The sequence below is a fragment of the Salmonella sp. SAL00672 genome, assembly GCF_046552175.1.
Taxonomy (GTDB): Bacteria; Pseudomonadota; Gammaproteobacteria; order Enterobacterales; family Enterobacteriaceae; genus Salmonella; species Salmonella enterica.
This window is the reverse complement of record NZ_JBGDUQ010000001.1, coordinates 186,946-209,514: the sequence shown is the minus strand read 5'-3', so window position 1 is coordinate 209,514 and position 22,569 is coordinate 186,946. Positions and strand designations below refer to the sequence as shown.

Sequence of the window (22,569 nt, the reverse complement as noted above, 5' to 3'; positions counted from 1 at the left end):
AATCGTACCGGAACGTCTTATTCGGCCTGACTGCTTTACGGCATCAGGCCGAATAAATCAGATAAATTTCGCCGTCAGGTATTTGGCAGCAAATACGCCTGCTCAACCAGACTATTTTTAAATTGCTTACGATAATCGTTGGGAGAACATCCTACATGCCGCATAAACAATTTGGCAAAATGGTCCACATTTTCATATCCTACCCGCCATGAAATTTCTGCCAGTGGCGACTCAGTGTTTGTCAGCGCAAACTTGGCCTCGGTCATACGTCGTTGAATAACATAGTTGATAGGGGATATATGATATTCTTTGGCAAATTCATGGCATATATAACTGACGCTGGCACGAAATTTTTTCGATAGCTGGTCAAGCGTGATTTTTTCACGATAATTATTATTGAGATAAACAAGCACATCCTTAATTAATACATCTTTTTTAATGTAGCCTTGTTCAGAACGATAGGCATTTTTAAAATTTTCATAGTAAAGTGCGGTCAGGGTGTAAGCAAATGCATCGTATACAGAGGAAGCCAATACGTTTTTCCCCTGCGGAAGTAACACGCTTAATTCATTAAAGATACTTTTAATGACCTCTTTTCCCTGAACCACGGAAACCACCGGACAGGAATGACTCTGCAATAGTTGGTTTTCTTCCCAACCTGGAAAACAAAACCCATACAGCGCACAGGTATAGGTGGTAGCCGGCGAATTACTGTCGGATGCTACAGCGTGTAGCCGCCCCCGCTCAACGACGACAATATCGTCCGCATGCGCGACGTAGAGTGAAGAGTCAATAATTAGCCTGGCTATCCCTTTTTTGACGTAAATAAGCTCTGTTTCATTATCATGCATATGATGGCCAGACTCCCAGTTTGGATCATCGCTAATGACAAAACGTGAAAATCGAGGGGTCTTGTCCTGTTCAAAAATCGTCTCCGCGGCGGAGTCAAAACAGCGCTGATACATAATAACCTCTGTCAGGTTTAAAAAGATAACCAGGATAAAATAAAGCGAGCGTCAGTGTTGTACAACCGTGGAGATTACCAGCAAAACAAGATTATTCGTTCCGAATGCAAGATATTATGTTCTTTTGCAGACAGCTCAGATTACCTGTCGATAGCGTATTATCAGACAAAAATACATAGCCGACATATCTTTGATGTTTTCTTTTAACCTCACAGAAACAACATCGCACGTTTCATGTTAAAAAATGATGATATGCTTCGCACTTATTATTCTCACTACCGTATTTATATTTTTATGACGCCCTTTTCAGATGGTTGCTAACGATTCTCTGTTCGCAGATTTTTTGTGCAAGATTGTTGGCAAGGAAAACAGATTGACCCATCGTAAACCTCTTCAGACTGCCGCAGACTATTTTCAGTCAGATTTACGTTACTTATCCGCACGCGACTCACTGGAGATGCAATGAAAATAATAACCTGCTTTAAGTTGGTGCCTGAAGAACAGGACATTACCGTGACCCCGGAGCATTCGCTCAATTTTGATCGTGCCGAGGCCAAAATCAGCCAGTTTGATTTAAATGCAATTGAGGCCGCCGCGCAGTTAGCTGGCGATGGCGACGAGATCGCCGCGCTCACCGTCGGCGGCTCTCTGTTACAAAATTCAAAAGTCCGCAAAGATGTGTTATCCCGCGGGCCAGATGCGCTTTTTATGGTTCAGGATGCGCAGCTGGAGCACGCCCTGCCCAAAGAAACCGCGCTGGCGCTAGCATCCGCGGCGGAGAAAATCGGCTTTGACCTGTTGCTCTTTGGAGAGGGCTCCGGCGATATTTATGCCCAACAGGTGGGCCTGCTGACTGGCGAACTCCTGAAACTCCCCGTCATCAACGCAGTAAGCCATATTCAACGCGACGGCGACAAAATCATCGTTGAACGCACACTGGAAGAAGACGTTGAAATTATCGAGCTCACGCTGCCCGCGGTGCTTTGCGTGACCTCAGATATTAACGTTCCACGCATCCCGTCAATGAAAGCCATTCTCGGCGCCGGGAAAAAAGCCGTTACGTCGTGGCTGGCGAGCGATATCCACTGGATCCCAACCACGCCAATGGCGGAACTGGTCGCCATCTCGGGACCGCCGCAGACAGAACGCAAGCATATCATTCTCGATAACGATTCGCCGGAAGCCATTACCGCACTGGCCGACCATTTGAAAAAATCCCTGAACTAAACCCAACGGAGAAAAATTATCATGAATCATTTAGCTAACGTATGGGTATTTAGCGATAACGTAGAGCGTTATGCCGAATTAATGACCGGCGCGCGGCAGTGGGGAGAAAAAGTTTACGCCATCGTGCAAGGAAACACGGAGATCGACTACGTGAAAGCGCTTGGCGCTGATGAGATAGTCATTCTTGAATCGCATACGGATTTGCAGCGCGTGGAAAACTATGCCGAAACGCTGGCCTCGTTATTAGGCGACCAAAATGGGCTGCTGCTCATGGCGGCGACCAAGCGCTGTAAAGCGCTGGGCGCCCGGCTGAGCATCCAGCTTGACGCCGTGATGGTGAACGACGCGACGTCTATTGACCTCCTCGACGGGACGCTACACGCAGAGCATCGCATGTACGGCGGACTTGCTTTCGGCAAAGAGAAATTAAACAGCCCGCAGGCGATTATTACGCTGGCACCCGGCGTGCTGGAACCCGCCGCCCCTCTCCCCGGTCATACTTGCCCGCAAACCACGCTGGCATATATTGCCCCACGCCACGAGGTATTGTGCCAGCAGCGGCGCGCGAAATCGTTAAGCAGCGTCGATTTGAGCAAAGCCAAACGGGTCATCGGCGTAGGACGAGGCCTGGCGGCGCAAAGCGATCTGGATATGGTGCATAAACTGGCGACCGTCCTCGGCGCAGAAGTGGGCTGTTCCCGCCCCATTGCGGAAGGTGAAAACTGGATGGAACGCGAGCGTTATATTGGCGTATCCGGCGTTCTGTTGAAATCCGATCTCTATCTGACGCTGGGCATTTCCGGCCAAATTCAACATATGGTGGGTGGAAACGGCGCAAAAATTATTGTCGCAATTAACAAAGATAAAAACGCGCCCATTTTCAATTATGCCGATTATGGTCTGGTGGGCGATATCTATAAGGTTGTTCCTGCCCTCATCGACCAGTTAAGCCGCTAATTCCTTTTTCAACGCACATCTCCCGTCGTCGATACGGCGGGAAAGGAGCATAAAGCATGTCGGATGATAAATTTGACGCTATTGTGGTGGGCGCAGGCGTAGCAGGAACGGTCGCCGCGTATGTGATGGCAAAAGCGGGACTGGATGTACTGGTTATTGAACGCGGAAACAGCGCGGGCAGCAAAAATATGACCGGTGGCCGGCTCTACGCTCACAGTATCGAAAGTATTATGCCGGGATTCGCAACGTCCGCCCCCATCGAACGCGTCGTTACCCGTGAAAAAATCTCCTTTTTAACCGAAGAAAGCGCCGTCACACTTGATTTTCACCGCGCGCCCCCTACTCCGCCCCTTACGTCATATACCGTACTGCGCAACAAACTGGACCCGTGGCTAATGGCGCAGGCGGAGCAGGCTGGCGCGCAGTTTATCCCAAGTGTACGGGTCGACGCTCTGGTACGTGAAGGCAATCGCGTCACTGGCGTTCAGGCCGGGGATGATATTCTTGATGCGAATATTGTGATTCTCGCGGACGGCGTGAATTCCATGCTGGGCCGTTCGCTGGACATGGTGCCTGTCTCTTCTGCGCATCACTATGCCGTCGGCGTAAAAGAGTTGATTGGGCTCTCTCCGGCACTTATTGAAGAGCGCTTTAATCTGGCGTCCCATGAAGGCGCCGCCTGGTTATTCGCTGGCGCGCCCTCCAACGGGCTCATGGGCGGCGGGTTTCTTTATACCAACCGCGATTCGGTTTCTCTGGGGCTGGTATGTGGCCTGGGCGACATTGCTCACGCGACCAAAAGCGTACCGCAAATGCTGGAAGATTTTAAACAGCATCCGGCAATACGCCCTTTGATTCAGGGGGGAACGCTGCTTGAATACTCCGCTCATATGGTACCCGAAGGCGGCATAGCAATGATGCCGGAGCTGGCAAATGACGGCGTGATGATTGTCGGCGACGCCGCCGGTCTTTGCCTGAATCTCGGTTATACCGTCCGCGGCATGGATTTAGCCATCGCGTCCGCGCAAGCGGCCGCTCAAACCGCCATTGACGCTAAAGCGCGGCAAGATTTTTCCGCCGCGAGTCTTGCCGGTTACAAACGCGCGCTGGAGAAAAACGGCGTGTTACGCGATATGCGGCATTTCCGCAAACTCCCCGGATTAATGGAAAACCCACGGCTTTTTACCGAGTACCCGCGAATGGCGGCAAACATTGTGGGCGATCTGTTCACCGTTGATGGCGGTCCAGTCCCACCGTTGCGTAAAACTATCCTGTCACATGCGAAAAAAATTGGACTGGTGAATCTATTAAAAGACGGCATAAAAGGGGCTACGGCATTATGAGTTCGGACAATAAGGTGAATGTTGACGTCAAATTGGGCGTAAATAAATTTTACGTAGATGAAGGACACCCACATATCATTTTGCGCTCCTCGCCTGACATGCAGGAGTTTAATAAATTAATAAAAGCCTGCCCTGCCGGACTCTATAAGCTGGACGATGCGGGAAATATTCATTTTGACTCCGCGGGCTGCCTGGAATGCGGGACCTGCAGGGTTCTCTGCGGCAATACTCTTCTCGAAAAATGGGAATACCCGGCGGGAACGTTCGGCGTTGAGTTTCGCTACGGCTGACGCTCTGAAACACCGGATAACGACGCTACGGCGTCTTATTCGGCTTGCCCCCGGAGATTACGTCATTTGTATTAATAGAGAACAAGTCAATGAGTGTTACATTAACGTTTGACGCCGCAAGGCGGAAAACCTATCGCGAGTCCGGCTACTGGGGCGATGCTTCACTGGGCGACTACTGGCGGCAAACCGCACGCGCCGTACCCGATAAAATCGCCGTGGTCGATAATCATGGCGCGTCCTGGACCTACGCCGCACTCGACTGCGCGGCAAGCCGCCTGGCAAACTGGTTACTGTCTCAGGGGATTCAACCGGGCGATCGCGTGGCCTTTCAGCTTCCGGGCTGGTGTGAGTTTACCCTCATTTATCTGGCCTGCCTGAAAACAGGCGCGGTATCTGTCCCGCTACTTCCCGCCTGGCGAGAAGCGGAGCTGGTTTGGGTGCTGAACAAATGTCAGGCTAAAATATTCTTCGCCCCCACCGTGTTCAAACAGAATCGTCCGGTCGATCTTATCCTTCCGCTACAAAATCAACTGCGCCATCTGACGCATATTGTCGGCGTGGATAAACTGGCGCCAGCCACCACAGCGCTTGCGCTTAGTCAAATCATCGACCGCAGCGAACCGTTGCAGTCAGACATTAACATTCACGGTGATGAACTGGCGGCAGTGCTGTTTACCTCCGGCACAGAAGGAATGCCGAAAGGGGTGATGTTGACCCACAATAATATTCTTGCCAGCGAACGGGCGTATTGCGCGCGGTTGAATTTAACCTGGCAAGATGTGTTCCTGATGCCTGCGCCACTGGGCCACGCCACCGGATTTTTACATGGCGTCACCGCGCCCTTTTTAATCGGGGCGCGTAGCGTATTGCTGGACATCTTTACCCCAGAAGCCTGCCTTACCTTATTAGCGCAGCAACGCTGTACCTGTATGTCAGGCGCGACGCCGTTTATTTACGATCTGCTTTGCGCCGTTGAGCAACAGCCTGCCGACCTCTCCTCACTGCGATTCTTCTTATGCGGCGGCACGACTATTCCCAAAAAGGTTGCCCGCGACTGCCAGCAGCGCGGTATCAAATTATTGAGTATTTACGGTTCTACAGAAAGTTCTCCACACTCGATGGTTAATCTGGGTGATTCGACTTCACGCATGATGAATACCGATGGTTATGCCGCCACCGGTGTAGAAATTAAAATCGTGGATGAAGATCGCAATACGCTTCCAGCAGGCCACGAAGGCGAAGAAGCCTCGCGCGGGCCGAACGTTTTTATGGGATACCTGGACGAGCCGGAACTTACCGCCCGCGCACTGGATAATGAGGGCTGGTATTACAGCGGCGACCTCTGCCGCATGGATGAAGACGGTTATATCAAAATTACCGGGCGCAAAAAGGATATTATTATACGTGGAGGTGAAAATATCAGCAGTCGCGAAGTCGAAGATATTTTGCTACAGCACCCTCGCATACACGATGCTTGCGTCGTTGCTATGCCCGATGAACGCTTAGGCGAACGTTCATGCGCGTATGTGGTCTTAAAACCGCCGCACCTTTCGCTGACGCTGGAAGAGGTGATCGCTTTTTTCAGTCGAAAACGGGTAGCGAAGTATAAATATCCGGAACGGATCGTCATCGTAGAAAAACTGCCCAGAACCGCCTCTGGCAAAGTGCAGAAGTTTCTGTTGCGGCAGGATATTATTGAGCGGCTGCGCCAGGAGCACACCGCGGTATAAATTGCCGGATGGCGACGTTAACGCCGCCATCCGGTATCACATTACTTCTTCAGTTCCGCCAGACTCAGCCAGGTCTGAACCACGGTGTCCGGGTTCAGCGACAGGCTATCGATCCCCTCTTCCATCAGCCAGGCGGCAAAGTCTTCATGGTCGGACGGACCCTGACCGCAAATTCCAACATATTTGCCCTGTTTTTTCGCCGCGCGGATCGCCATCGACAGCAGCGCTTTCACCGCGTCGTTACGCTCGTCAAACAGTTCAGACACCACGCCGGAATCGCGATCCAGCCCCAGCGCCAGCTGCGTCATGTCGTTAGAACCAATCGAGAAGCCATCAAAATACTCGAGGAACTGTTCAGCCAGCAAGGCATTGGACGGGATCTCGCACATCATGATGATCTTCAGCCCGTTCTCGCCGCGTTTAAGCCCCTGGCGCGCCAGCTCTTCGATGACCGCTTTCGCCTGGTCGACCGTCCGCACGAACGGGATCATGATTTCGACGTTGGTAAGGCCCATATCGTTGCGCACGCGTTTCACCGCTTCGCATTCCAGCGCAAAACAATCGCGGAAACTTTCTGCGACGTAACGACCCGCGCCGCGGAAGCCCAGCATCGGGTTTTCTTCATGCGGCTCATAACGTTCGCCGCCGACCAGGTTGGCGTATTCGTTGGACTTAAAGTCAGACAGGCGAACGATAACGCGTTTCGGGTAGAAGGCGGCGCCTAACGTCGCGATCCCTTCCGTCAGTCGACCAACGTAAAATTCACGCGGCGAGTCAAACCCTTTCATCATCTCACGAATGTCGTTTTGCAGCGCGGCATCCTGGTCGTCAAACTCCAGCAGCGCGCGTGGGTGAACGCCAATCATACGGTTAATGATGAATTCCAGTCGCGCCAGACCTACGCCTTCATTCGGCAGGCAGGCAAAGTCAAATGCCCTGTCCGGGTTGCCGACATTCATCATGACCTTCAGCGGTAGCTCTGGCATGGTGTCTACGCTGGAGCTTTTTACGCTGAAATCCAGCATGTCGGCATACACATAACCGGTATCACCTTCTGCGCAGGAGACGGTTACTTTTTCGCCATCTTTCATGCGTTCGGTGGCGTCGCCGCAGCCGACTACCGCCGGAATGCCCAATTCGCGGGCGATAATCGCCGCGTGACAGGTGCGCCCGCCACGGTTAGTGACAATCGCCGCCGCTTTTTTCATGATCGGTTCCCAGTCCGGGTCGGTCATATCGGTGACAAGCACATCGCCAGGCTCAATACGGTTCATTTCGCCGATATCGTGAATAACTTTTACCGTACCTGCGCCGATACGATGCCCAATGGCGCGACCTTCGGCAATGATTTTCCCCTGCGCATGTAGCGTATAACGCTCCATCACCTGGCCACGAGAGCGCACGGTTTCCGGACGTGCCTGCACAATAAAGAGCTTACCGGTATGACCGTCTTTCGCCCATTCGATATCCATCGGACGACCATAGTGCTGCTCAATCTGCACCGCTTGTTTCGCCAGTTCCTGCACTTCTTCGTTGGTGAGCGAGAAAATGTCGCGCTGTTCCTGCGGCACATCTTCAATCTTCACTTGCTTGCCGTGCTCCTGGGTGGCGGCGTAAACCATGCGGATTTTTTTCGACCCCATGGTGCGGCGTACGATGGCCGGACGGCCTGCCGCCAGGGTTGGCTTATGGACATAAAATTCATCCGGGTTAACCGCGCCCTGCACCACCATTTCACCCAGTCCCCATGCCGAGGTGATAAAGACCACCTGGTCAAAGCCGGATTCGGTATCGATAGAGAACATCACCCCTGACGAGGCGAGATCGGAGCGAACCATCCGCTGCACGCCAGCGGAAAGCGCTACGCCGCGATGATCATATCCCTGGTGAACGCGATAAGAGATGGCGCGATCGTTAAACAGAGAAGCAAATACGTGTTTCACTGCCACCAGCACCGCGTCGAAGCCCTGAACGTTAAGAAACGTTTCCTGTTGACCCGCAAACGAAGCATCTGGCATATCTTCCGCCGTGGCGGAGGAACGCACGGCAAAAGAGGCATTTTCATCATCCGACGAAAGCTGCGCATAGGCATCGCGGATGGCGTTTTCCAGCGCCGGCTGGAAAGGAGTGTCGATAATCCACTGGCGGATCTGCGCGCCCGCTTTCGCCAGCTGGGAGACATCATCAATATCTGTCTTATCCAGCAGCTCATAAATGCGCTGGTTTACGCCGCTTTGATCCAAAAACTGGTTAAACGCATCGGCAGTGGTTGCAAAACCATTCGGAACGGATACGCCCATGCCGGAAAGGTTAGTAATCATTTCACCCAGGGAGGCATTTTTGCCCCCAACTCTGTCTACATCATTCATGCCGAGTTGGTTATACCAAAGCACCAGCGGTGACGAGCCATTGTTGGACATCGAACAATCCTTTTGTGATAAATGAACGAGTTTAAGAAACACATAGTTGCGTATTTATCCTGGCATACTTAAACCCGCGAAAAAAACGGTGAATCGTTCAAGCAAATTTATTTTTTCATTTTTTCAGATTGTTTACGTAGTTGCGCAAACCCGCGCATAGCACGGCATTCCCTGAATAACCCCCGGTATAAACTGCGTTTCCAGGAAATGAAACACACTTTTCATTAATTATAAAAAGCGCCTGTCATTTTATAAAATAAGCGACAAGTTATACGTTTCCCGTTACTTTTAATTTATGCTTTCAGATAATTATGTTTACTCTTCAGGATGAACAGAATGGATAATGTTGTTGATCGCCATGTTTTCTATATTTCTGATGGTACCGCCATCACCGCCGAGGTCCTGGGTCACGCGGTTATGTCGCAGTTTCCGGTGACGATCAGCAGCATCACGCTGCCATTCGTGGAAAACGAAAGTCGCGCCCGCGCCGTCAAAGACCAAATTGACGCCATTTATCAGCAAACCGGCGTTCGCCCGCTGGTGTTTTACTCGATTGTTTTACCTGAAATTCGCGCCATCATCTTACAGAGCGAAGGTTTCTGCCAGGATATCGTCCAGGCGCTGGTGGCGCCGCTTCAGCAGGAGATGAAACTGGATCCGACGCCGATCGCTCATCGTACTCATGGGCTTAATCCGGGTAACCTGAACAAGTATGACGCCCGTATTGCCGCTATCGATTATACCCTGGCGCATGATGATGGCATTTCATTGCGCAACCTCGATCAGGCTCAGGTCATTTTACTTGGCGTTTCGCGCTGTGGAAAAACGCCCACCAGCCTCTATCTGGCGATGCAATTCGGTATTCGTGCGGCTAACTACCCTTTCATCGCCGATGATATGGATAATTTGACGCTGCCCACATCGTTAAAACCGCTACAACATAAACTGTTCGGCCTGACAATTGACCCTGAACGCCTGGCGGCAATTCGCGAAGAACGCCGTGAAAACAGTCGCTATGCCTCGTTGCGTCAGTGCCGCATGGAAGTGGCAGAGGTCGAAGCGCTGTATCGTAAAAATCAGATCCCCTGCCTGAACAGCACCAATTATTCCGTTGAAGAGATAGCCACCAAGATTCTCGATATTATGGGGCTTAACCGCAGGATGTACTAGCAAACTAGTTTAATGGATTGGTTTTTGTTATCATGCCGTTCTGCCTGCGAGGTGTGACACGCCTCGCACTTGAAATCAGCAGGGATTGGTTTATCGTGATGCCCATCACTTCCCGGTAGTCCTGCCGTTGAAGCAACAAATTTCTGAGACTTGTAATGAACAGAACCGATGAACTCCGTACTGCGCGTATCGACAGCCTGGTAACACCGACCGAACTCGCGCAGCGGTATCCTGTATCGTCCTCCGTCGCCAGTCACGTTACCGACTCCCGACGCCGGATAGAAAAGATTTTAAATGGTGAAGATCCACGGCTACTGGTTGTCATTGGCCCCTGTTCGATTCACGATCTGAATGCTGCCATGGAATACGCGACGCAGCTCCAGGCACAACGCCAAAAGCATCAGGCGCGTCTGGAAATCGTCATGCGCACCTATTTTGAAAAACCGCGCACCGTCGTGGGATGGAAAGGCCTGATTTCCGATCCCGACTTGAATGGCAGTTACCGCGTCAATCATGGGCTTGAACTGGCGCGTCGCTTGCTATTGCAGGTGAACGAACTGGGAGTACCGACCGCCACAGAATTTCTTGATATGGTCACCGGCCAGTTTATTGCCGATCTGATCAGTTGGGGAGCGATTGGCGCGCGTACCACCGAAAGCCAAATCCATCGGGAAATGGCTTCTGCGCTCTCTTGTCCGGTCGGCTTTAAAAATGGTACGGATGGCAATACCCGCATTGCCGTTGATGCTATTCGCGCCTCCCGCGCCAGTCATATGTTTCTCTCGCCGGATAAAGACGGACAGATGACTATCTACCAAACGAGTGGCAACCCGTATGGGCACATCATCATGCGCGGCGGTAAAAAACCGAACTACCACGCTGAAGATATTGCCGCCGCCTGCGACACGTTGCATGAATTTGATCTGCCGGAACATCTGGTCGTCGACTTCAGTCACGGCAACTGTCAAAAACAGCATCGCCGCCAGTTGGACGTATGTGATGATATTTGCCAGCAGATTCGTAATGGCTCCACGGCAATTGCCGGGATTATGGCAGAGAGTTTTTTACGGGAAGGCACGCAAAAAATTATCAGCGGTCAACCGTTAATCTATGGTCAATCCATTACCGATCCCTGCCTGAACTGGGAAGATACGGAAGTTCTGTTGGAAAAACTTGCCGCGGCGGTAGACAGCCGCTTTTAATAGCTCGCCCATCCTGCCGGGATGGGCGTTTCTTCGATGCGTTACCCACCCTTTTCTCTACGCGCGCGTATATCACTCCACAGAATTAGCACTTGCTGTTATCGCATTAATTATTGATAATAATAATCATTGTGAGTTTGATTATTAATAAATAACATGTCGCGTATGGATAACACCGAGCTGCCTCACCCTAAGGAAATAGACAATGAAACGCTTCTCCCTGCCGCTGAACGGCGCGTCAACAGTCAGGCGCTATTAGGTCCGGACGGCAAAGTCATTATCGATCACAACGGTCAGGAGTATCTGTTGCGTAAAACTCAGGCTGGTAAGCTACTGTTAACCAAATAACGCTCCGCCAGCAGACGATGCTGCTGGCATCAGGCTAACTTGAACAACTGACCTCCAGCCGCTTTCCCCACTCCGGTGGTCGGCGGGCATAGTCATCATCTCGATCGGTAAAAGGTTGACGTAAAACTTCATGCAACCGATGCAGTTCCGCCATGTCTCCCTGTTCAGCCGCATCTATCGCGCGTTGCGCCAGCCAGTTGCGCAACACAATCGCAGGATTCACGCGTTGCATCTGCTGCTGGCGCAGCGCGTCATCCACCGCCTCTGTGCGCAATCGCGCCCGGTAGCGATCGAACCAGGCATCAAACGCCGCGCGATCGATAAACGTATCCCGCAACGGCGAGGAGGCGCTCTGTTGCTCCGTATGGCTTAACATCCGAAATGTACGGGTATAGTCACTCCCTTCGCGCGCCATCAGACTAAATAATTCATTCAGTAAAGCGTTATCGTCTTTTTGCTCGGTAAAGAAGCCCAGCTTCTGGCGCATTCGCTGCCCATAGTGCGTTAACAACGCGTCCTGGTAACGATCCAGCGCTCTGTTTAACGCGTCGATCTCAATAAAAGGGGTTAACGTCTGCGCCAGACGTTGTAAATTCCACAGCGCCACCGACGGTTGATTATCGAAGCGGTAACGTCCCTGATGATCGGAATGGTTACCAATGAAGCCGGGATCGTAGTCGTCGAGAAAACCAAAGGGGCCATAGTCGATGGTCAGCCCCAGAATCGACATGTTATCCGTATTCATAACGCCGTGCGCAAAACCGACAGTTTGCCACTCGGCGATGAGTCTTCCGGTACGCGCCGCCACCTCTTCAAACCACAAAGCATATTTTTCCGCTACATCCTGCCATTGCGGCCAGTAATGACGAATAGCGAAATCAGCCAGTTGCTGAACTTTTTCCGGCTCACGGCGGTAGTAGAAATGTTCGAAATGACCAAAACGCATATGACTTTGCGCCAGACGCATTAACATCGCGCCCGTTTCCTGCGTCTCTCGCTGAACCGGCGTATCGCTGGCTACGATAGATAACGCGCGCGTAGTGGGAATACCCAGATAATGCATGGCTTCGCTGGCAAGGCTTTCTCGTATGGTTGAACGCAGGACGGCGCGTCCATCCCCCATTCGCGAATAGGGTGTTAATCCGGCGCCTTTCAGATGCCAGTCGAGGGTCGAGCCATCCGCCAGGAGCTGTTCGCCCAGCAAAATACCGCGTCCGTCGCCGAGTTGTCCCGCCCAGACGCCGAACTGATGCCCGCTATATACCTGCGCGACAGGCGACATACCGGGTAATAAGGTTTCGCCGCCCCAAACGCCAGCGCCATTGGTAGCGTCAAATAACGACGCGGGAATTGCTAACTGCTGCGCCAGTTTGTCGTTATACCAAATCAGTCGCGCATTTTTTAACGGTGTGGGTAAAAGCGCGGTATACGTTGCTGGCAGTTCATCGCGCCAACGGGCAGTAAAAGACAGGGTCATAGGGCCTCCTGTCTTCAGTGTAGACGGTTAATCACCGGTTAAACACCGGCAAACAGAAAGGTTATCGCTGAACGAGTTTAATGAGCTGGCTTACCGGCACCGGAGGCCATAGTCCGCCCTGGAATGCGCTAAATCCCAATGGCGCTGCGCGCGAAAACATCGCCTCATTATCAATACCGGCAATCATCAGCGACTCGCAGCTGGAGGAGATCTGGGCAACAATAGCATGCATGAATGGTTCGAATGAGATCATTTCAGCTCGCTGCTGAATAAAATTTTTATCCAACATGACTCGTTTGAAAAGCCCATCGAAAATAGCTTTAGTCGACGCCTCGCCTGCCCCAAAATTTGCCAGCATTAATGGGAAATGCATTGCCAGATTAGCTAACGTTTCATTGTTTTTGCCCTGGTTTAACCCAGGATAGTTCTCATTTATAGCTAATTCAAGAAACGGAAAGCGCGCTGCCCGGGAAAAAAGTTCGCTATCTAATAATAATAAGTCACTAATTGCAGGCGGTAAATTAAGCCATGCAATAAGTTTATGCTGAATAAAAAAGTGCTGACAGGTTTCTAACAACGCAAGTTTTTCAACAAACAGACAGTATTGTTCCTCCACCGAAAGGCGAGGCGCTACCAACTCAGTCGGCATCCGCACGGCGCCGTCTTCAGCGGCAAACGTTGCAATAATCTCTAAACCAACAAGCCGAGCATTTTCATCCATGACGGGAAGGAAAAAGAGTTCGGAATGGTAAAGCTCATCAAGTGAAGCAATCATTACGCCAGTCCCATGGTTAGGGCGCTATTCGCCATCCAGTCACTACGGACGGAAACAGACGTAACTTCAGATACTAATTGAAGCGTCATCATTTTTCTTGTTTACCGGTGAACCGGTTCCTTTTTTTAACTTACTCTGATTATAAACCAATATCCAATGTTGTACTTTTCACAGGGCGTGAACACGCCCGTTTTTAATAAAAGTACGGTTGTAAATGCTACGGTTATATCATTATATATGATGACAACAGATGTCATAAGTTCAACCGGCGATATGTTAAAAATAGACTATAAAATTTATATCGTCTGCGAGGTTAAATTCGCCGTGCCTGCCAGAAGTTTTTTCGCCAGTACACATTATCCAGCGATGAACGCATCACGCCACGACTGGTAGAGGCATGAATAAACTCATTATTTGTATCGTAAATACCAACATGTAAACCACTTTCGCCCGAACCGGTTTTAAAGAAAACCAAATCTCCGGGCAGCAATTCATCTTTATCGATTCTGGTGCCGATTTTTGATTGTTCACGTGTATCACGAGGCAACTGCAAATCAAACTTGTCGCGCATAGTGACCACCACAAAGCCGGAACAGTCCACGCCTCTGCGACTCATGCCGCCGTAACGGTATGGCGTACCGCGCCAGGACTGCAACTGATCGTTCAGACCCGCAATGACGGTAATGGAGTCTGATAATCTGGCATTTGGCGCCGGTGCCCGATGAGTACTGCATCCTGCCAGGAACAATGCTGTGATAACAAGAAGCCAAAAACGCATGCCGCAACAATCCTCTGTTTTTATTTTGGTATTAATTTAGCGTCGAAATTACCTGCTTTTCAAGAAACGATTTTACTTAAGTGGCCGAAATGAGCATTGGATGCCCCTCGACGTCGAGTCGTCGAAAGCGCAGACCGTAGGCTTGCGCCAGATAAGAGGGGGTGAGCACCTCTTCCCGGCGGCCGCAGGCAATGAGTTTACCGCGCTTTAGTAACCAGGCTTTATGCGCATGGCGCAGCGTGTGGTTCAGATCGTGGCTACTCATCACAATCGCAATTCCTGCCTGACATAAATGATGTAATACCCGATCCAGAGCGTTTTGTTGCGCAACATCGAGACTGTTCATTGGCTCATCAAGCAGCAATAATTGACCGACCGGATTAGCGTCGGGATGAATTTGTAGTACAACGGCAGCAAGGCGAACACGCTGCCACTCGCCACCGGAAAGCTGATTCACGCTTCGCCCCAGTTTGTCGCCTAATCCAAGCATATCGGCCACCTCGTTAAGCTGCCCGGTTCGCGTTTTATCAGGTTGATGCAATGTCAGGTAATGCCAGACCGGCATGGCGAACGGCGGATTTTGCTGTTGCGCAAGATAAGCGCGGTGTTGGGCAAGCGTTGCCGTCGCCCATGCCTCCAGCGGCGCTCCGCCAAACCTGATGCTCCCCTCGCCGGAGGTTAACCCCGCCATACGCGCCAGTAGCGTGCTTTTCCCGGCACCGTTCGGCCCGACAAGATGAAGGATCTCTCCTGCGCTTACTTCGCCGGAAAGCGGCCCCAGGCGGGTGCTCTCGGCGACATCCTTTAATTGCATCAATTGAGACATTATTTTGCCAACGCGATTTTTATGCTTTCCATCACAATAGGATCTTCAGGCGTCATATCCGGCGAAAAACGCTGTACCACCTGACCATCCCGGCCTACCAAAAATTTTTCAAAATTCCACAGAATATCATCCGGATAGAGTGGCGTACGCCCTTTGCTTACCATCCGTTCGTAAAAGCCGCTCTTCTCCGGCGCGACTGCCGTTGGCGCAGCGGCTATCAGTTTTTGATACAGCGGATGGCGCGCGTCGCCATTCACATCAATTTTACTGAACATCGGGAACGTGACGCCCCAGGTGCTGGCACAATAGGTTTTAATCTGCTCTTCGCTGCCTGGCTCCTGCCCCATAAACTGGTTGCAGGGAAAACCCAACACGACAAACCCCTGATCTGCCCACGCCTTCTGGATATTTTCCAGCTGTTCATATTGCGGCGTCAGACCACATCTGGAGGCGACGTTTACAATGAGCAGCACTTTTCCGGCGTATTTTTCAAGTGTAGTGACCTCTCCATCAATCGTCGTAACGTGAGTATTAAGAAGCGAGTTTTGCATGGTGTCTCCCTGATGTCGGTAGAATAGTGGGTTTCATCGTTAGCCTTTAATCATAGACTGCGAATGATGAAAGCAGTTGTTTACCGATGCGCTAACGCGCGGATTTGAGCAGCAGCCAGATAAACACTGGCGCCCCCAATGTGGCGGTGACCACCCCGATAGGCAGTTCAGCCGACGCCAGCGCCAGTCGGGCGACCACATCAGCCAATAGCAGGGCGATAGCCCCGGCCAGCGCGCAGCCGGGAAGTAAAACCCGGTGATCGGTTAAACCACATAAGCGCAGGATGTGCGGAATAACCAGACCGATAAAACCAATCGCCCCCGCCATCGCCACGCTGACGCCCACCATCCAGCCAGTGGCGACGACCAACAAATTGCGCCAGAACCACAGCGGCAGGCCAAGCTGCCGCGCCGAGGTTTCCCCTAGCGCCAGCATATTCAGCGGTTGCGACTGGCAACATATCCAGATCAGTACCGGGATGAGCGCAATCATTAGCCAGCTCTGCTGCCAGTCAACGCCGCCAAATCCTCCCATCATCCAGTACATTAATTGCCGCAGATCGAAAGAGGTGGAAAAATAGATAGCCCACGTCATCAGCGCGCTACAGATAATGCCCAGCGCGACGCCCGCCAACAACAAGCGGCTGGTAGAGAGATGGCGGCGCGCAAAACGCAGCAGGATTAACGTAATAATGAGCGCGCCGGCTATAGCGCACAGTCCCAGCGCCCATCCTGGCAGTTGCCCCTGCCCCAGTAAGACGGCGGCAATAAGCCCAACACCGGCCCCATTCGAAACGCCGAGCAGACCCGGTTCAGCAAGTGGGTTTTCAAACAGCGCCTGCATCACAGCGCCAGATAGCGCCAGCGCAGCGCCAACCAGCAATACCGCAAGCGTGCGGGGAAGGCGAATTTGCCAGACAAACAGTTCCCCCCGGGCGCTTAACCAGTCACCGGGGGCAATCCACTGTTCGCCTGCGCATAAGCTCAGAAGTGTAGCCAGTAGCACCAGCAGTGACAGGCTCAGAAGCCAGCGAACGTTTCGTCGCTGTTGTTGGCGGGCAAAAGTCAGCATGTTATCCATTCAGCTGAAAAGAGGTAGCGTGATTTTACGGTGGGTATCCTTTACTTGAAAGAAAAAAGGCCGCAATGCGGCCTTTTTAGTTATACGGGTCATCTTTCAGGCTGACAAATACGCTGTCATCCCGCTGATCTACTTTCGGGATGGCAGCGTATCTGCCGCAATACACCCTGATGGATGTTATGCCTGGATCTGATTACTCTTCTTTGGGCGAAGCGTTTTCGACCCGGCTCTTTAACTTCTGCCCGGGTCTGAAGGTCACCACGCGCCGTGCTGTAATAGGAATATCTTCACCCGTTTTCGGGTTACGCCCCGGACGTTGATTTTTATCACGCAGATCGAAGTTACCAAAACCAGAGAGTTTCACCTGCTCACCGTTTTCCAGAGCACGACGGATCTCTTCGAAAAACAGTTCAACCAGTTCTTTGGCATCCCGCTTGCTAAGCCCAAGCTTATCAAACAGATATTCTGACATTTCAGCTTTTGTAAGCGCCATAGGTTCAATCCCTCAATGATGCCTGGAATCGCTCTTTTAATGCCTCTACACATTTGGCGACGGTAGCGGCAATCTCCTCTTCTTCGAGTGTACGGTTGGTATCCTGAAGGATCAGGCTGATAGCGAGGCTCTTATAACCCTCCGCAACACCCTTACCGCGGTACACGTCAAATAAGTTTACGCCAACTACCTGATTTACGCCAACTTTCTTACATTCGGATAAAATATCCGCTGCGGGAACGTTTTCTGCAACAACAACCGCAATATCGCGACGGTTGGCCGGGAAGCGTGAAATCTCCCGCGCCTGCGGCACGATACGGTCTGCGAGCTTATTCCATTCCAGTTCAAACACCAGCGTACGACCATTCAGATCCAGTTTACGTTCCAGTTCAGGGTGAACAACCCCAATAAAACCAATACGTTCATCTTTCAGATAAATCGCCGCAGACTGTCCCGGATGCAGAGCCGGATTCATCTCCGCCTTAAACTGGATATCACCCAGTTTGCCGGTTAAATCCAATACTGCTTCCAGATCGCCTTTCAAATCATAGAAATCAACGGTCTCTTTTGCCAGGTTCCAGTGCTCATCATAGCGGTTACCGCAAATCACGCCAGCCAGCATCAGATCCTGTCGAATACCCAGATTGGCTTGTGTATCCGGAACGAAACGTAAACCGGTTTCAAAAATACGCACGCGATTCTGCTGACGGTTTTGGTTATAGACCACCGTCGCCAACAATCCGCTCCACAGAGACAGACGCATCGCCGACATCTCAACGGAGATAGGGTTTGGCAGCAGCAGCGCTTCTGCGCCTGGATGGATGAGCTGTTGTACTTTAGGATCGACAAAGCTATAGGTAATCACTTCCTGATAGCCTTTGTCGTTCAGCATGGTTTTAACCCGCTTCAACGACAGATCGGCTTCACGGTGCGTCCCCATGATTAAACCGGCCTGGATTGGCTCGTCCGGAATATTGTTATAGCCGTAAACGCGGGCAACCTCTTCCACCAGATCTTCTTCAATTTCCATATCGAAACGCCAGGTCGGCGCTACGGCTTTCCACTCGTCCTGCCCTTCGGTCACTTCACAGCCCAGACGACGCAGAATATCACTGACCTGCTCATCCGCAATATGATGCCCGATCAGGCGATCCAGTTTACTGCGACGCAGCGTAATGGTGGCGCGTTTCGGCAACGTTGCTTCGTTGCTCACATCAATTATCGGACCCGCATCACCGCCACAGATATCAAGAAGCAGACGAGTAGCGCGCTCTATCGCTTTATATTGCAGCGCCGGGTCCACCCCGCGCTCGTAGCGGTGAGACGCATCGGTATGCAGACCGTGGCGGCGAGCGCGACCGGTGATAGACAGCGGATTAAAGTACGCACACTCCAGCAGCACATTTTGCGTTTCGCCGTTCACGCCGGAATGTTCGCCGCCAAAAATACCGGCTATCCCCAGCGCCTTATGGTGATCGGCGATCACCAGCGTGTCCGCATTTAACGTCGCTTCGCTACCGTCCAGCAGGACGACGGTTTCACCCTCTTTTGCCATCCGCACGACAATACCGCCATCAATGCGATCTTTATCGAAAGCATGCATTGGCTGACCCAGTTCGAGCAGCACATAGTTCGTGACGTCAACCACCGCATCGATGGAGCGAATACCGCAGCGACGCAGTTTCTCTTTCATCCACAGCGGCGTCGGCGCGTTAACATTGATGCCTTTTACCACCCGGCCCAGATAGCGTGGACACGCATCAGCGGCCTCTACCGTAATCGGCAGCGTATCGCTGATGGTTGCCGTAACCGGCGCCATTTCAGGCTCCTGGAGCGGCGCTTTGTTCAGTACCGCCACATCGCGCGCAACGCCGATGATACCTAAGCAATCCGCACGGTTCGGCGTGACGCTAATTTCGATGGTATTGTCGTCAAGCTTCAGGTATTCACGGATATCGGTACCCAGCGGCGCATCCGCCGGCAGTTCGATAATGCCGCTGTGATCGTCGGAAATCCCCAGTTCGGAGAAGGAGCACAGCATCCCTTCAGACGGTTCGCCGCGCAGTTTCGCCGCTTTAATTTTGAAATCGCCCGGCAGGATGGCGCCAATGGTGGCCACCGCTACTTTCAGCCCCTGACGACAGTTTGGCGCGCCGCAGACGATATCCAACAGGCGTTCTCCGCCGACGTTGACTTTCGTTACACGCAATTTGTCAGCGTTCGGATGCTGGGCGCACTCAACCACTTCCCCAACCACAACGCCATTGAAGCTTCCCGCGACCGGCTCAACGCCGTCTACTTCCAGGCCAGCCATCGTAATCTGGTTAGCCAACGCATCGCTATCAATTGCCGGGTTAACCCACTCGCGTAACCACAGTTCGCTGAATTTCATTGTTTTATCCTGCCTTTATTTAAACTGTTTAAGGAAACGCAGATCGTTTTCGAAGAATGAACGCAGGTCGGTGACGCCGTAACGCAACATGGTCAGACGTTCCATTCCCATACCAAAAGCGAAGCCAGAATAGATTTCCGGATCGATACCGACATTACGCAGCACATTCGGATGCACCATCCCGCAGCCCAGCACTTCCAGCCATTTGCCGTTTTTCCCCATCACATCCACTTCCGCAGAAGGTTCGGTAAACGGAAAATAAGAAGGACGGAAGCGAATCTGCAGATCCTCCTCAAAGAAATTACGCAGGAAGTCGTGCAGCGTACCTTTGAGGTTGGTGAAGCTGATGTTGGTATCAACAATCAGACCTTCCATCTGATGGAACATCGGAGTATGCGTCTGGTCGTAGTCATTACGGTATACACGGCCCGGCGCAATAATACGGATCGGCGGTTGCTGCGCTTTCATCGTCCGGATCTGGACGCCAGACGTCTGGGTCCGCAGCAGACGGGTCGCGTCAAACCAGAAGGTATCATGATCGGCGCGGGCCGGGTGATGACCCGGAATGTTTAACGCGTCGAAGTTATGGTAGTCATCTTCGATTTCCGGGCCAGTCGCCACGGTAAAACCAAGCTCACCGAAGAAACTTTCAATACGGTCAATGGTACGCGTGACCGGATGCAGACCGCCGTTCTCAATACGGCGCCCCGGCAGGGAGATATCGATGGTTTCAGCGGCCAGACGGGCGTTAAGCGCTGCGCTTTCCAGCTCGGCTTTACGCGCGTTAAGAGCCTGTTGTACCTGCTCTTTCGCGGCGTTAATGACTGCCCCGGCTGCCGGACGCTCTTCCGGCGGCAGATCGCGTAGGGTCGTCATCTGAAGGGTTAAATGCCCTTTCTTGCCCAAATATTCGACGCGTACATTGTCTAACGCGGCAACATCTGACGCCTGGTTAATGGCGGCCGCTGCATTGGCAACCAGCTCTGCGAGATGTGACATGGTTTTCCTCATTGTGTCGGTGAAGACACCGGTTCATTGGACGTAATCTCTCGATTTCAGATACAAAAAAAGCCTCCATCAGGAGGCTTTTTTGCGCTGTTTTTCGTTTCGTTTTTCACGCGCTAGCCTCCTGGGATCAGGTGCTAAAGTAAAAAAAGAAACGGAAAATAGCAGCGTTCATGCTTGCGTTACCTTATGTGGTAAAACCCAATATCCTTTATTGAAAAGGGTTACAGGTCAATTGTCAACTCACTGAACAGTAAATAAAAGAGAGGGAGCCAGGCTCCCTCTTTTCACTGGCTTATGCCAGAGCTGCTTTCGCTTTTTCAACCAGCGCGGTGAACGCGACTTTGTCGAATACGGCGATATCAGCCAGGATCTTACGGTCGATTTCAACAGAGGCTTTTTTCAGGCCGTTGATGAATTTGCTGTAAGAAATACCGTTCTGACGTGCTGCTGCGTTGATACGCGCAATCCACAGTTGACGGAACTGACGCTTACGTTGACGACGGTCACGGTAAGCATACTGACCAGCTTTGATAACTGCCTGGAAGGCAACGCGGTATACGCGAGAACGCGCACCGTAGTAGCCTTTGGCTTGTTTCAAAATTTTCTTGTGACGTGCGCGTGCAATTACACCACGTTTTACGCGAGCCATATGTGCTCTCCTGTATCTATTCTAATTAAAAAGTTAAAAACGTTAACGGCTTATGCGTACGGCAGGCACGCGATAACCAGGCCCAGATCGCCTTTAGAAACCATGGCTTTCGGACGCAGGTGACGTTTACGTTTAGTCGCTTTTTTGGTCAGAATGTGACGCAGGTTAGCGTGCTTGTGCTTAAAACCACCTTTACCGGTTTTTTTGAAGCGCTTAGCAGCACCGCGTACGGTCTTAATTTTTGGCATTTTAATAACTTCCACTTCGCATTGTTAATAAACGAAACATAGGCGAACAAAGCCTGTGAAGCCCGAAGGCTTCACAGAATTGTTACTTGAAGGCCTTACTGTTTCTTCTTAGGAGCAAGCACCATGATCATCTGACGGCCTTCGATCTTCGTTGGGAAGGATTCGACCACTGCCAGTTCTTGCAAATCGTCTTTCACGCGATTAAGCACTTCCATACCGATTTGCTGGTGGGCCATTTCACGACCGCGGAAACGCAGCGTGATTTTGGCCTTATCGCCCTCTTCGAGAAAGCGAATCAGGCTGCGGAGTTTTACCTGATAGTCGCCTTCATCTGTCCCAGGACGGAATTTAATTTCCTTCACCTGGATAACTTTTTGCTTTTTCTTCTGTTCCTTAGAAGACTTACTCTTTTCATAGAGGAATTTGCCGTAATCCATTATACGACAAACCGGCGGCTCGGCGTTAGGGCTGATTTCGACTAAGTCTACTCCGGCTTCTTCAGCTTTTTCCAGAGCTTCTCTCAGACTCACAATACCAAGCTGCTCGCCTTCCAGACCTGTTAAGCGAACTTCTTGCGCGCGAATTTCGCTATTAATACGATTCGGACGCGCCGTTTGAACTCGTTTTCCGCCTTTAATA

General features: G+C 51.6%; 23 protein-coding genes and 1 other annotated feature. Of the genes, 8 read left to right on the top strand and 15 right to left on the bottom strand.

Translation table 11 applies throughout. The features are described from left to right. Nucleotides 1-74: 74 nt before the first annotated feature. Nucleotides 75-965: an AraC family transcriptional regulator gene (locus tag ACLJTG_RS01110; RefSeq protein WP_000284832.1), complete on the bottom strand. Its 891-nt coding sequence runs from the start codon at nucleotides 963-965 to the stop codon at nucleotides 75-77. A 462-nt stretch (nucleotides 966-1,427) separates the two neighbouring features. Here ACLJTG_RS01110 and ACLJTG_RS01105 point away from each other — a divergent pair, with 462 nt between their 5' ends. The 5 genes from ACLJTG_RS01105 (at nucleotide 1,428) to fadK (ending at nucleotide 6,512) form a co-directional block, all read left to right on the top strand. Further along, nucleotides 1,428-2,192 carry an electron transfer flavoprotein gene (locus tag ACLJTG_RS01105; RefSeq protein ID WP_410958876.1) on the top strand — a complete coding sequence of 255 codons (765 nt, stop codon included), beginning with the start codon at nucleotides 1,428-1,430 and terminating at the stop codon, nucleotides 2,190-2,192. Between the two features lie 21 nt (nucleotides 2,193-2,213). After that, on the top strand, nucleotides 2,214-3,149 hold the full coding sequence (locus ACLJTG_RS01100; RefSeq protein ID WP_001015880.1) for an electron transfer flavoprotein subunit alpha: 936 nt from the start codon (nucleotides 2,214-2,216) through the stop codon (nucleotides 3,147-3,149). A 56-nt stretch (nucleotides 3,150-3,205) separates the two neighbouring features. Next, nucleotides 3,206-4,492 carry an FAD-dependent oxidoreductase gene (locus tag ACLJTG_RS01095; RefSeq protein WP_079951485.1) on the top strand — a complete coding sequence of 429 codons (1,287 nt, stop codon included), beginning with the start codon at nucleotides 3,206-3,208 and terminating at the stop codon, nucleotides 4,490-4,492. Next, entirely contained in the window at nucleotides 4,489-4,782 is a 294-nt protein-coding gene (locus tag ACLJTG_RS01090; protein WP_000093362.1) for a ferredoxin family protein, read from the top strand. The genes ACLJTG_RS01095 and ACLJTG_RS01090 overlap by 4 nt, the downstream gene beginning before the upstream one ends. 89 nt (nucleotides 4,783-4,871) lie before the next feature. Further along, nucleotides 4,872-6,512 (top strand): medium-chain fatty-acid--CoA ligase, encoded by a 1,641-nt coding sequence (gene fadK / locus ACLJTG_RS01085; protein WP_000117492.1) that lies wholly within the window; start codon nucleotides 4,872-4,874, stop codon nucleotides 6,510-6,512. 41 nt (nucleotides 6,513-6,553) lie between these two features. Here the strand turns inward: fadK and ppsA are convergent, their stop codons facing one another. Continuing rightward, the gene (gene ppsA, locus ACLJTG_RS01080) at nucleotides 6,554-8,932 is read right to left on the bottom strand and encodes a phosphoenolpyruvate synthase (RefSeq protein WP_000069333.1); all 2,379 of its coding nucleotides are present in this window, start codon (nucleotides 8,930-8,932) and stop codon (nucleotides 6,554-6,556) included. A 336-nt stretch (nucleotides 8,933-9,268) separates the two neighbouring features. On the opposite strand from ppsA, the gene ppsR reads away from it, so the two are divergent. The 3 genes from ppsR (at nucleotide 9,269) to hemP (ending at nucleotide 11,652) form a co-directional block, all read left to right on the top strand. Beyond that, a complete protein-coding gene (gene ppsR, locus ACLJTG_RS01075; RefSeq protein ID WP_000370992.1) occupies nucleotides 9,269-10,102 on the top strand; it encodes a posphoenolpyruvate synthetase regulatory kinase/phosphorylase PpsR in 834 nt (277 codons plus the stop codon). Nucleotides 10,103-10,257: 155 nt separating this feature from the next. Then, nucleotides 10,258-11,304, top strand: coding sequence for a 3-deoxy-7-phosphoheptulonate synthase AroH (gene aroH / locus ACLJTG_RS01070; RefSeq protein WP_001082189.1), 1,047 nt, complete (start codon nucleotides 10,258-10,260; stop codon nucleotides 11,302-11,304). A 156-nt stretch (nucleotides 11,305-11,460) separates the two neighbouring features. Beyond that, on the top strand, nucleotides 11,461-11,652 hold the full coding sequence (hemP, locus tag ACLJTG_RS01065; protein WP_000089115.1) for a hemin uptake protein HemP: 192 nt from the start codon (nucleotides 11,461-11,463) through the stop codon (nucleotides 11,650-11,652). 34 nt (nucleotides 11,653-11,686) lie between these two features. Here the strand turns inward: hemP and selO are convergent, their stop codons facing one another. The 13 genes from selO to infC all read right to left on the bottom strand — a co-directional run bounded on the left by selO (nucleotide 11,687) and on the right by infC (nucleotide 22,568). Beyond that, nucleotides 11,687-13,129, bottom strand: coding sequence for a protein adenylyltransferase SelO (gene selO, locus ACLJTG_RS01060; protein WP_079951483.1), 1,443 nt, complete (start codon nucleotides 13,127-13,129; stop codon nucleotides 11,687-11,689). Between the two features lie 61 nt (nucleotides 13,130-13,190). Then, a complete protein-coding gene (gene ydiV, locus ACLJTG_RS01055) occupies nucleotides 13,191-13,904 on the bottom strand; it encodes an anti-FlhDC factor YdiV (protein ID WP_000562003.1) in 714 nt (237 codons plus the stop codon). Between the two features lie 313 nt (nucleotides 13,905-14,217). Beyond that, nucleotides 14,218-14,682 (bottom strand): C40 family peptidase, encoded by a 465-nt coding sequence (locus ACLJTG_RS01050; protein WP_001213256.1) that lies wholly within the window; start codon nucleotides 14,680-14,682, stop codon nucleotides 14,218-14,220. Between the two features lie 76 nt (nucleotides 14,683-14,758). Then, nucleotides 14,759-15,508: a vitamin B12 ABC transporter ATP-binding protein BtuD gene (btuD, locus tag ACLJTG_RS01045; RefSeq protein ID WP_000080607.1), complete on the bottom strand. Its 750-nt coding sequence runs from the start codon at nucleotides 15,506-15,508 to the stop codon at nucleotides 14,759-14,761. Beyond that, complete coding sequence (locus ACLJTG_RS01040; RefSeq protein ID WP_001181570.1) at nucleotides 15,508-16,059, bottom strand: glutathione peroxidase; 552 nt, start codon at nucleotides 16,057-16,059, stop codon at nucleotides 15,508-15,510. The genes btuD and ACLJTG_RS01040 overlap by 1 nt, the downstream gene beginning before the upstream one ends. Before the next feature lie 91 nt (nucleotides 16,060-16,150). Then, nucleotides 16,151-17,131: a vitamin B12 ABC transporter permease BtuC gene (btuC, locus tag ACLJTG_RS01035; RefSeq protein WP_000954984.1), complete on the bottom strand. Its 981-nt coding sequence runs from the start codon at nucleotides 17,129-17,131 to the stop codon at nucleotides 16,151-16,153. A gap of 202 nt (nucleotides 17,132-17,333) precedes the next feature. After that, entirely contained in the window at nucleotides 17,334-17,633 is a 300-nt protein-coding gene (gene ihfA, locus ACLJTG_RS01030; RefSeq protein WP_001229266.1) for an integration host factor subunit alpha, read from the bottom strand. Nucleotides 17,634-17,637: 4 nt separating this feature from the next. Further along, the gene (pheT, locus tag ACLJTG_RS01025; RefSeq protein ID WP_000672402.1) at nucleotides 17,638-20,025 is read right to left on the bottom strand and encodes a phenylalanine--tRNA ligase subunit beta; all 2,388 of its coding nucleotides are present in this window, start codon (nucleotides 20,023-20,025) and stop codon (nucleotides 17,638-17,640) included. A 15-nt stretch (nucleotides 20,026-20,040) separates the two neighbouring features. After that, a complete protein-coding gene (gene pheS / locus ACLJTG_RS01020) occupies nucleotides 20,041-21,024 on the bottom strand; it encodes a phenylalanine--tRNA ligase subunit alpha (RefSeq protein ID WP_000018570.1) in 984 nt (327 codons plus the stop codon). A gap of 62 nt (nucleotides 21,025-21,086) precedes the next feature. Next, nucleotides 21,087-21,210, bottom strand: a sequence feature (Phe leader region). Then, the gene (pheM, locus tag ACLJTG_RS01015) at nucleotides 21,161-21,205 is read right to left on the bottom strand and encodes a pheST operon leader peptide PheM (RefSeq protein WP_001386830.1); all 45 of its coding nucleotides are present in this window, start codon (nucleotides 21,203-21,205) and stop codon (nucleotides 21,161-21,163) included. (Overlaps the previous feature by 45 nt.) A 115-nt stretch (nucleotides 21,211-21,325) precedes the next feature. Beyond that, nucleotides 21,326-21,682, bottom strand: coding sequence for a 50S ribosomal protein L20 (rplT, locus tag ACLJTG_RS01010; protein ID WP_000124850.1), 357 nt, complete (start codon nucleotides 21,680-21,682; stop codon nucleotides 21,326-21,328). Between the two features lie 50 nt (nucleotides 21,683-21,732). After that, nucleotides 21,733-21,930: a 50S ribosomal protein L35 gene (rpmI, locus tag ACLJTG_RS01005; protein ID WP_001124225.1), complete on the bottom strand. Its 198-nt coding sequence runs from the start codon at nucleotides 21,928-21,930 to the stop codon at nucleotides 21,733-21,735. A 95-nt stretch (nucleotides 21,931-22,025) separates the two neighbouring features. After that, complete coding sequence (gene infC / locus ACLJTG_RS01000; RefSeq protein WP_001574431.1) at nucleotides 22,026-22,568, bottom strand: translation initiation factor IF-3; 543 nt, start codon at nucleotides 22,566-22,568, stop codon at nucleotides 22,026-22,028. Nucleotide 22,569 lies beyond the last annotated feature (1 nt).

Coding starts and splice junctions, on each gene's coding strand:
- ACLJTG_RS01110 (WP_000284832.1), bottom strand. CDS start 965: ATGTATCAGCGCTGTTTTGACTCCGCCGCGGAGACGATTTTTGAACAG.
- ACLJTG_RS01105 (WP_410958876.1), top strand. CDS start 1,428: ATGAAAATAATAACCTGCTTTAAGTTGGTGCCTGAAGAACAGGACATT.
- ACLJTG_RS01100 (WP_001015880.1), top strand. CDS start 2,214: ATGAATCATTTAGCTAACGTATGGGTATTTAGCGATAACGTAGAGCGT.
- ACLJTG_RS01095 (WP_079951485.1), top strand. CDS start 3,206: ATGTCGGATGATAAATTTGACGCTATTGTGGTGGGCGCAGGCGTAGCA.
- ACLJTG_RS01090 (WP_000093362.1), top strand. CDS start 4,489: ATGAGTTCGGACAATAAGGTGAATGTTGACGTCAAATTGGGCGTAAAT.
- fadK (WP_000117492.1), top strand. CDS start 4,872: ATGAGTGTTACATTAACGTTTGACGCCGCAAGGCGGAAAACCTATCGC.
- ppsA (WP_000069333.1), bottom strand. CDS start 8,932: ATGTCCAACAATGGCTCGTCACCGCTGGTGCTTTGGTATAACCAACTC.
- ppsR (WP_000370992.1), top strand. CDS start 9,269: ATGGATAATGTTGTTGATCGCCATGTTTTCTATATTTCTGATGGTACC.
- aroH (WP_001082189.1), top strand. CDS start 10,258: ATGAACAGAACCGATGAACTCCGTACTGCGCGTATCGACAGCCTGGTA.
- hemP (WP_000089115.1), top strand. CDS start 11,461: ATGTCGCGTATGGATAACACCGAGCTGCCTCACCCTAAGGAAATAGAC.
- selO (WP_079951483.1), bottom strand. CDS start 13,129: ATGACCCTGTCTTTTACTGCCCGTTGGCGCGATGAACTGCCAGCAACG.
- ydiV (WP_000562003.1), bottom strand. CDS start 13,904: ATGATTGCTTCACTTGATGAGCTTTACCATTCCGAACTCTTTTTCCTT.
- ACLJTG_RS01050 (WP_001213256.1), bottom strand. CDS start 14,682: ATGCGTTTTTGGCTTCTTGTTATCACAGCATTGTTCCTGGCAGGATGC.
- btuD (WP_000080607.1), bottom strand. CDS start 15,508: ATGTCTCAATTGATGCAATTAAAGGATGTCGCCGAGAGCACCCGCCTG.
- ACLJTG_RS01040 (WP_001181570.1), bottom strand. CDS start 16,059: ATGCAAAACTCGCTTCTTAATACTCACGTTACGACGATTGATGGAGAG.
- btuC (WP_000954984.1), bottom strand. CDS start 17,131: ATGCTGACTTTTGCCCGCCAACAACAGCGACGAAACGTTCGCTGGCTT.
- ihfA (WP_001229266.1), bottom strand. CDS start 17,633: ATGGCGCTTACAAAAGCTGAAATGTCAGAATATCTGTTTGATAAGCTT.
- pheT (WP_000672402.1), bottom strand. CDS start 20,025: ATGAAATTCAGCGAACTGTGGTTACGCGAGTGGGTTAACCCGGCAATT.
- pheS (WP_000018570.1), bottom strand. CDS start 21,024: ATGTCACATCTCGCAGAGCTGGTTGCCAATGCAGCGGCCGCCATTAAC.
- rplT (WP_000124850.1), bottom strand. CDS start 21,682: ATGGCTCGCGTAAAACGTGGTGTAATTGCACGCGCACGTCACAAGAAA.
- rpmI (WP_001124225.1), bottom strand. CDS start 21,930: ATGCCAAAAATTAAGACCGTACGCGGTGCTGCTAAGCGCTTCAAAAAA.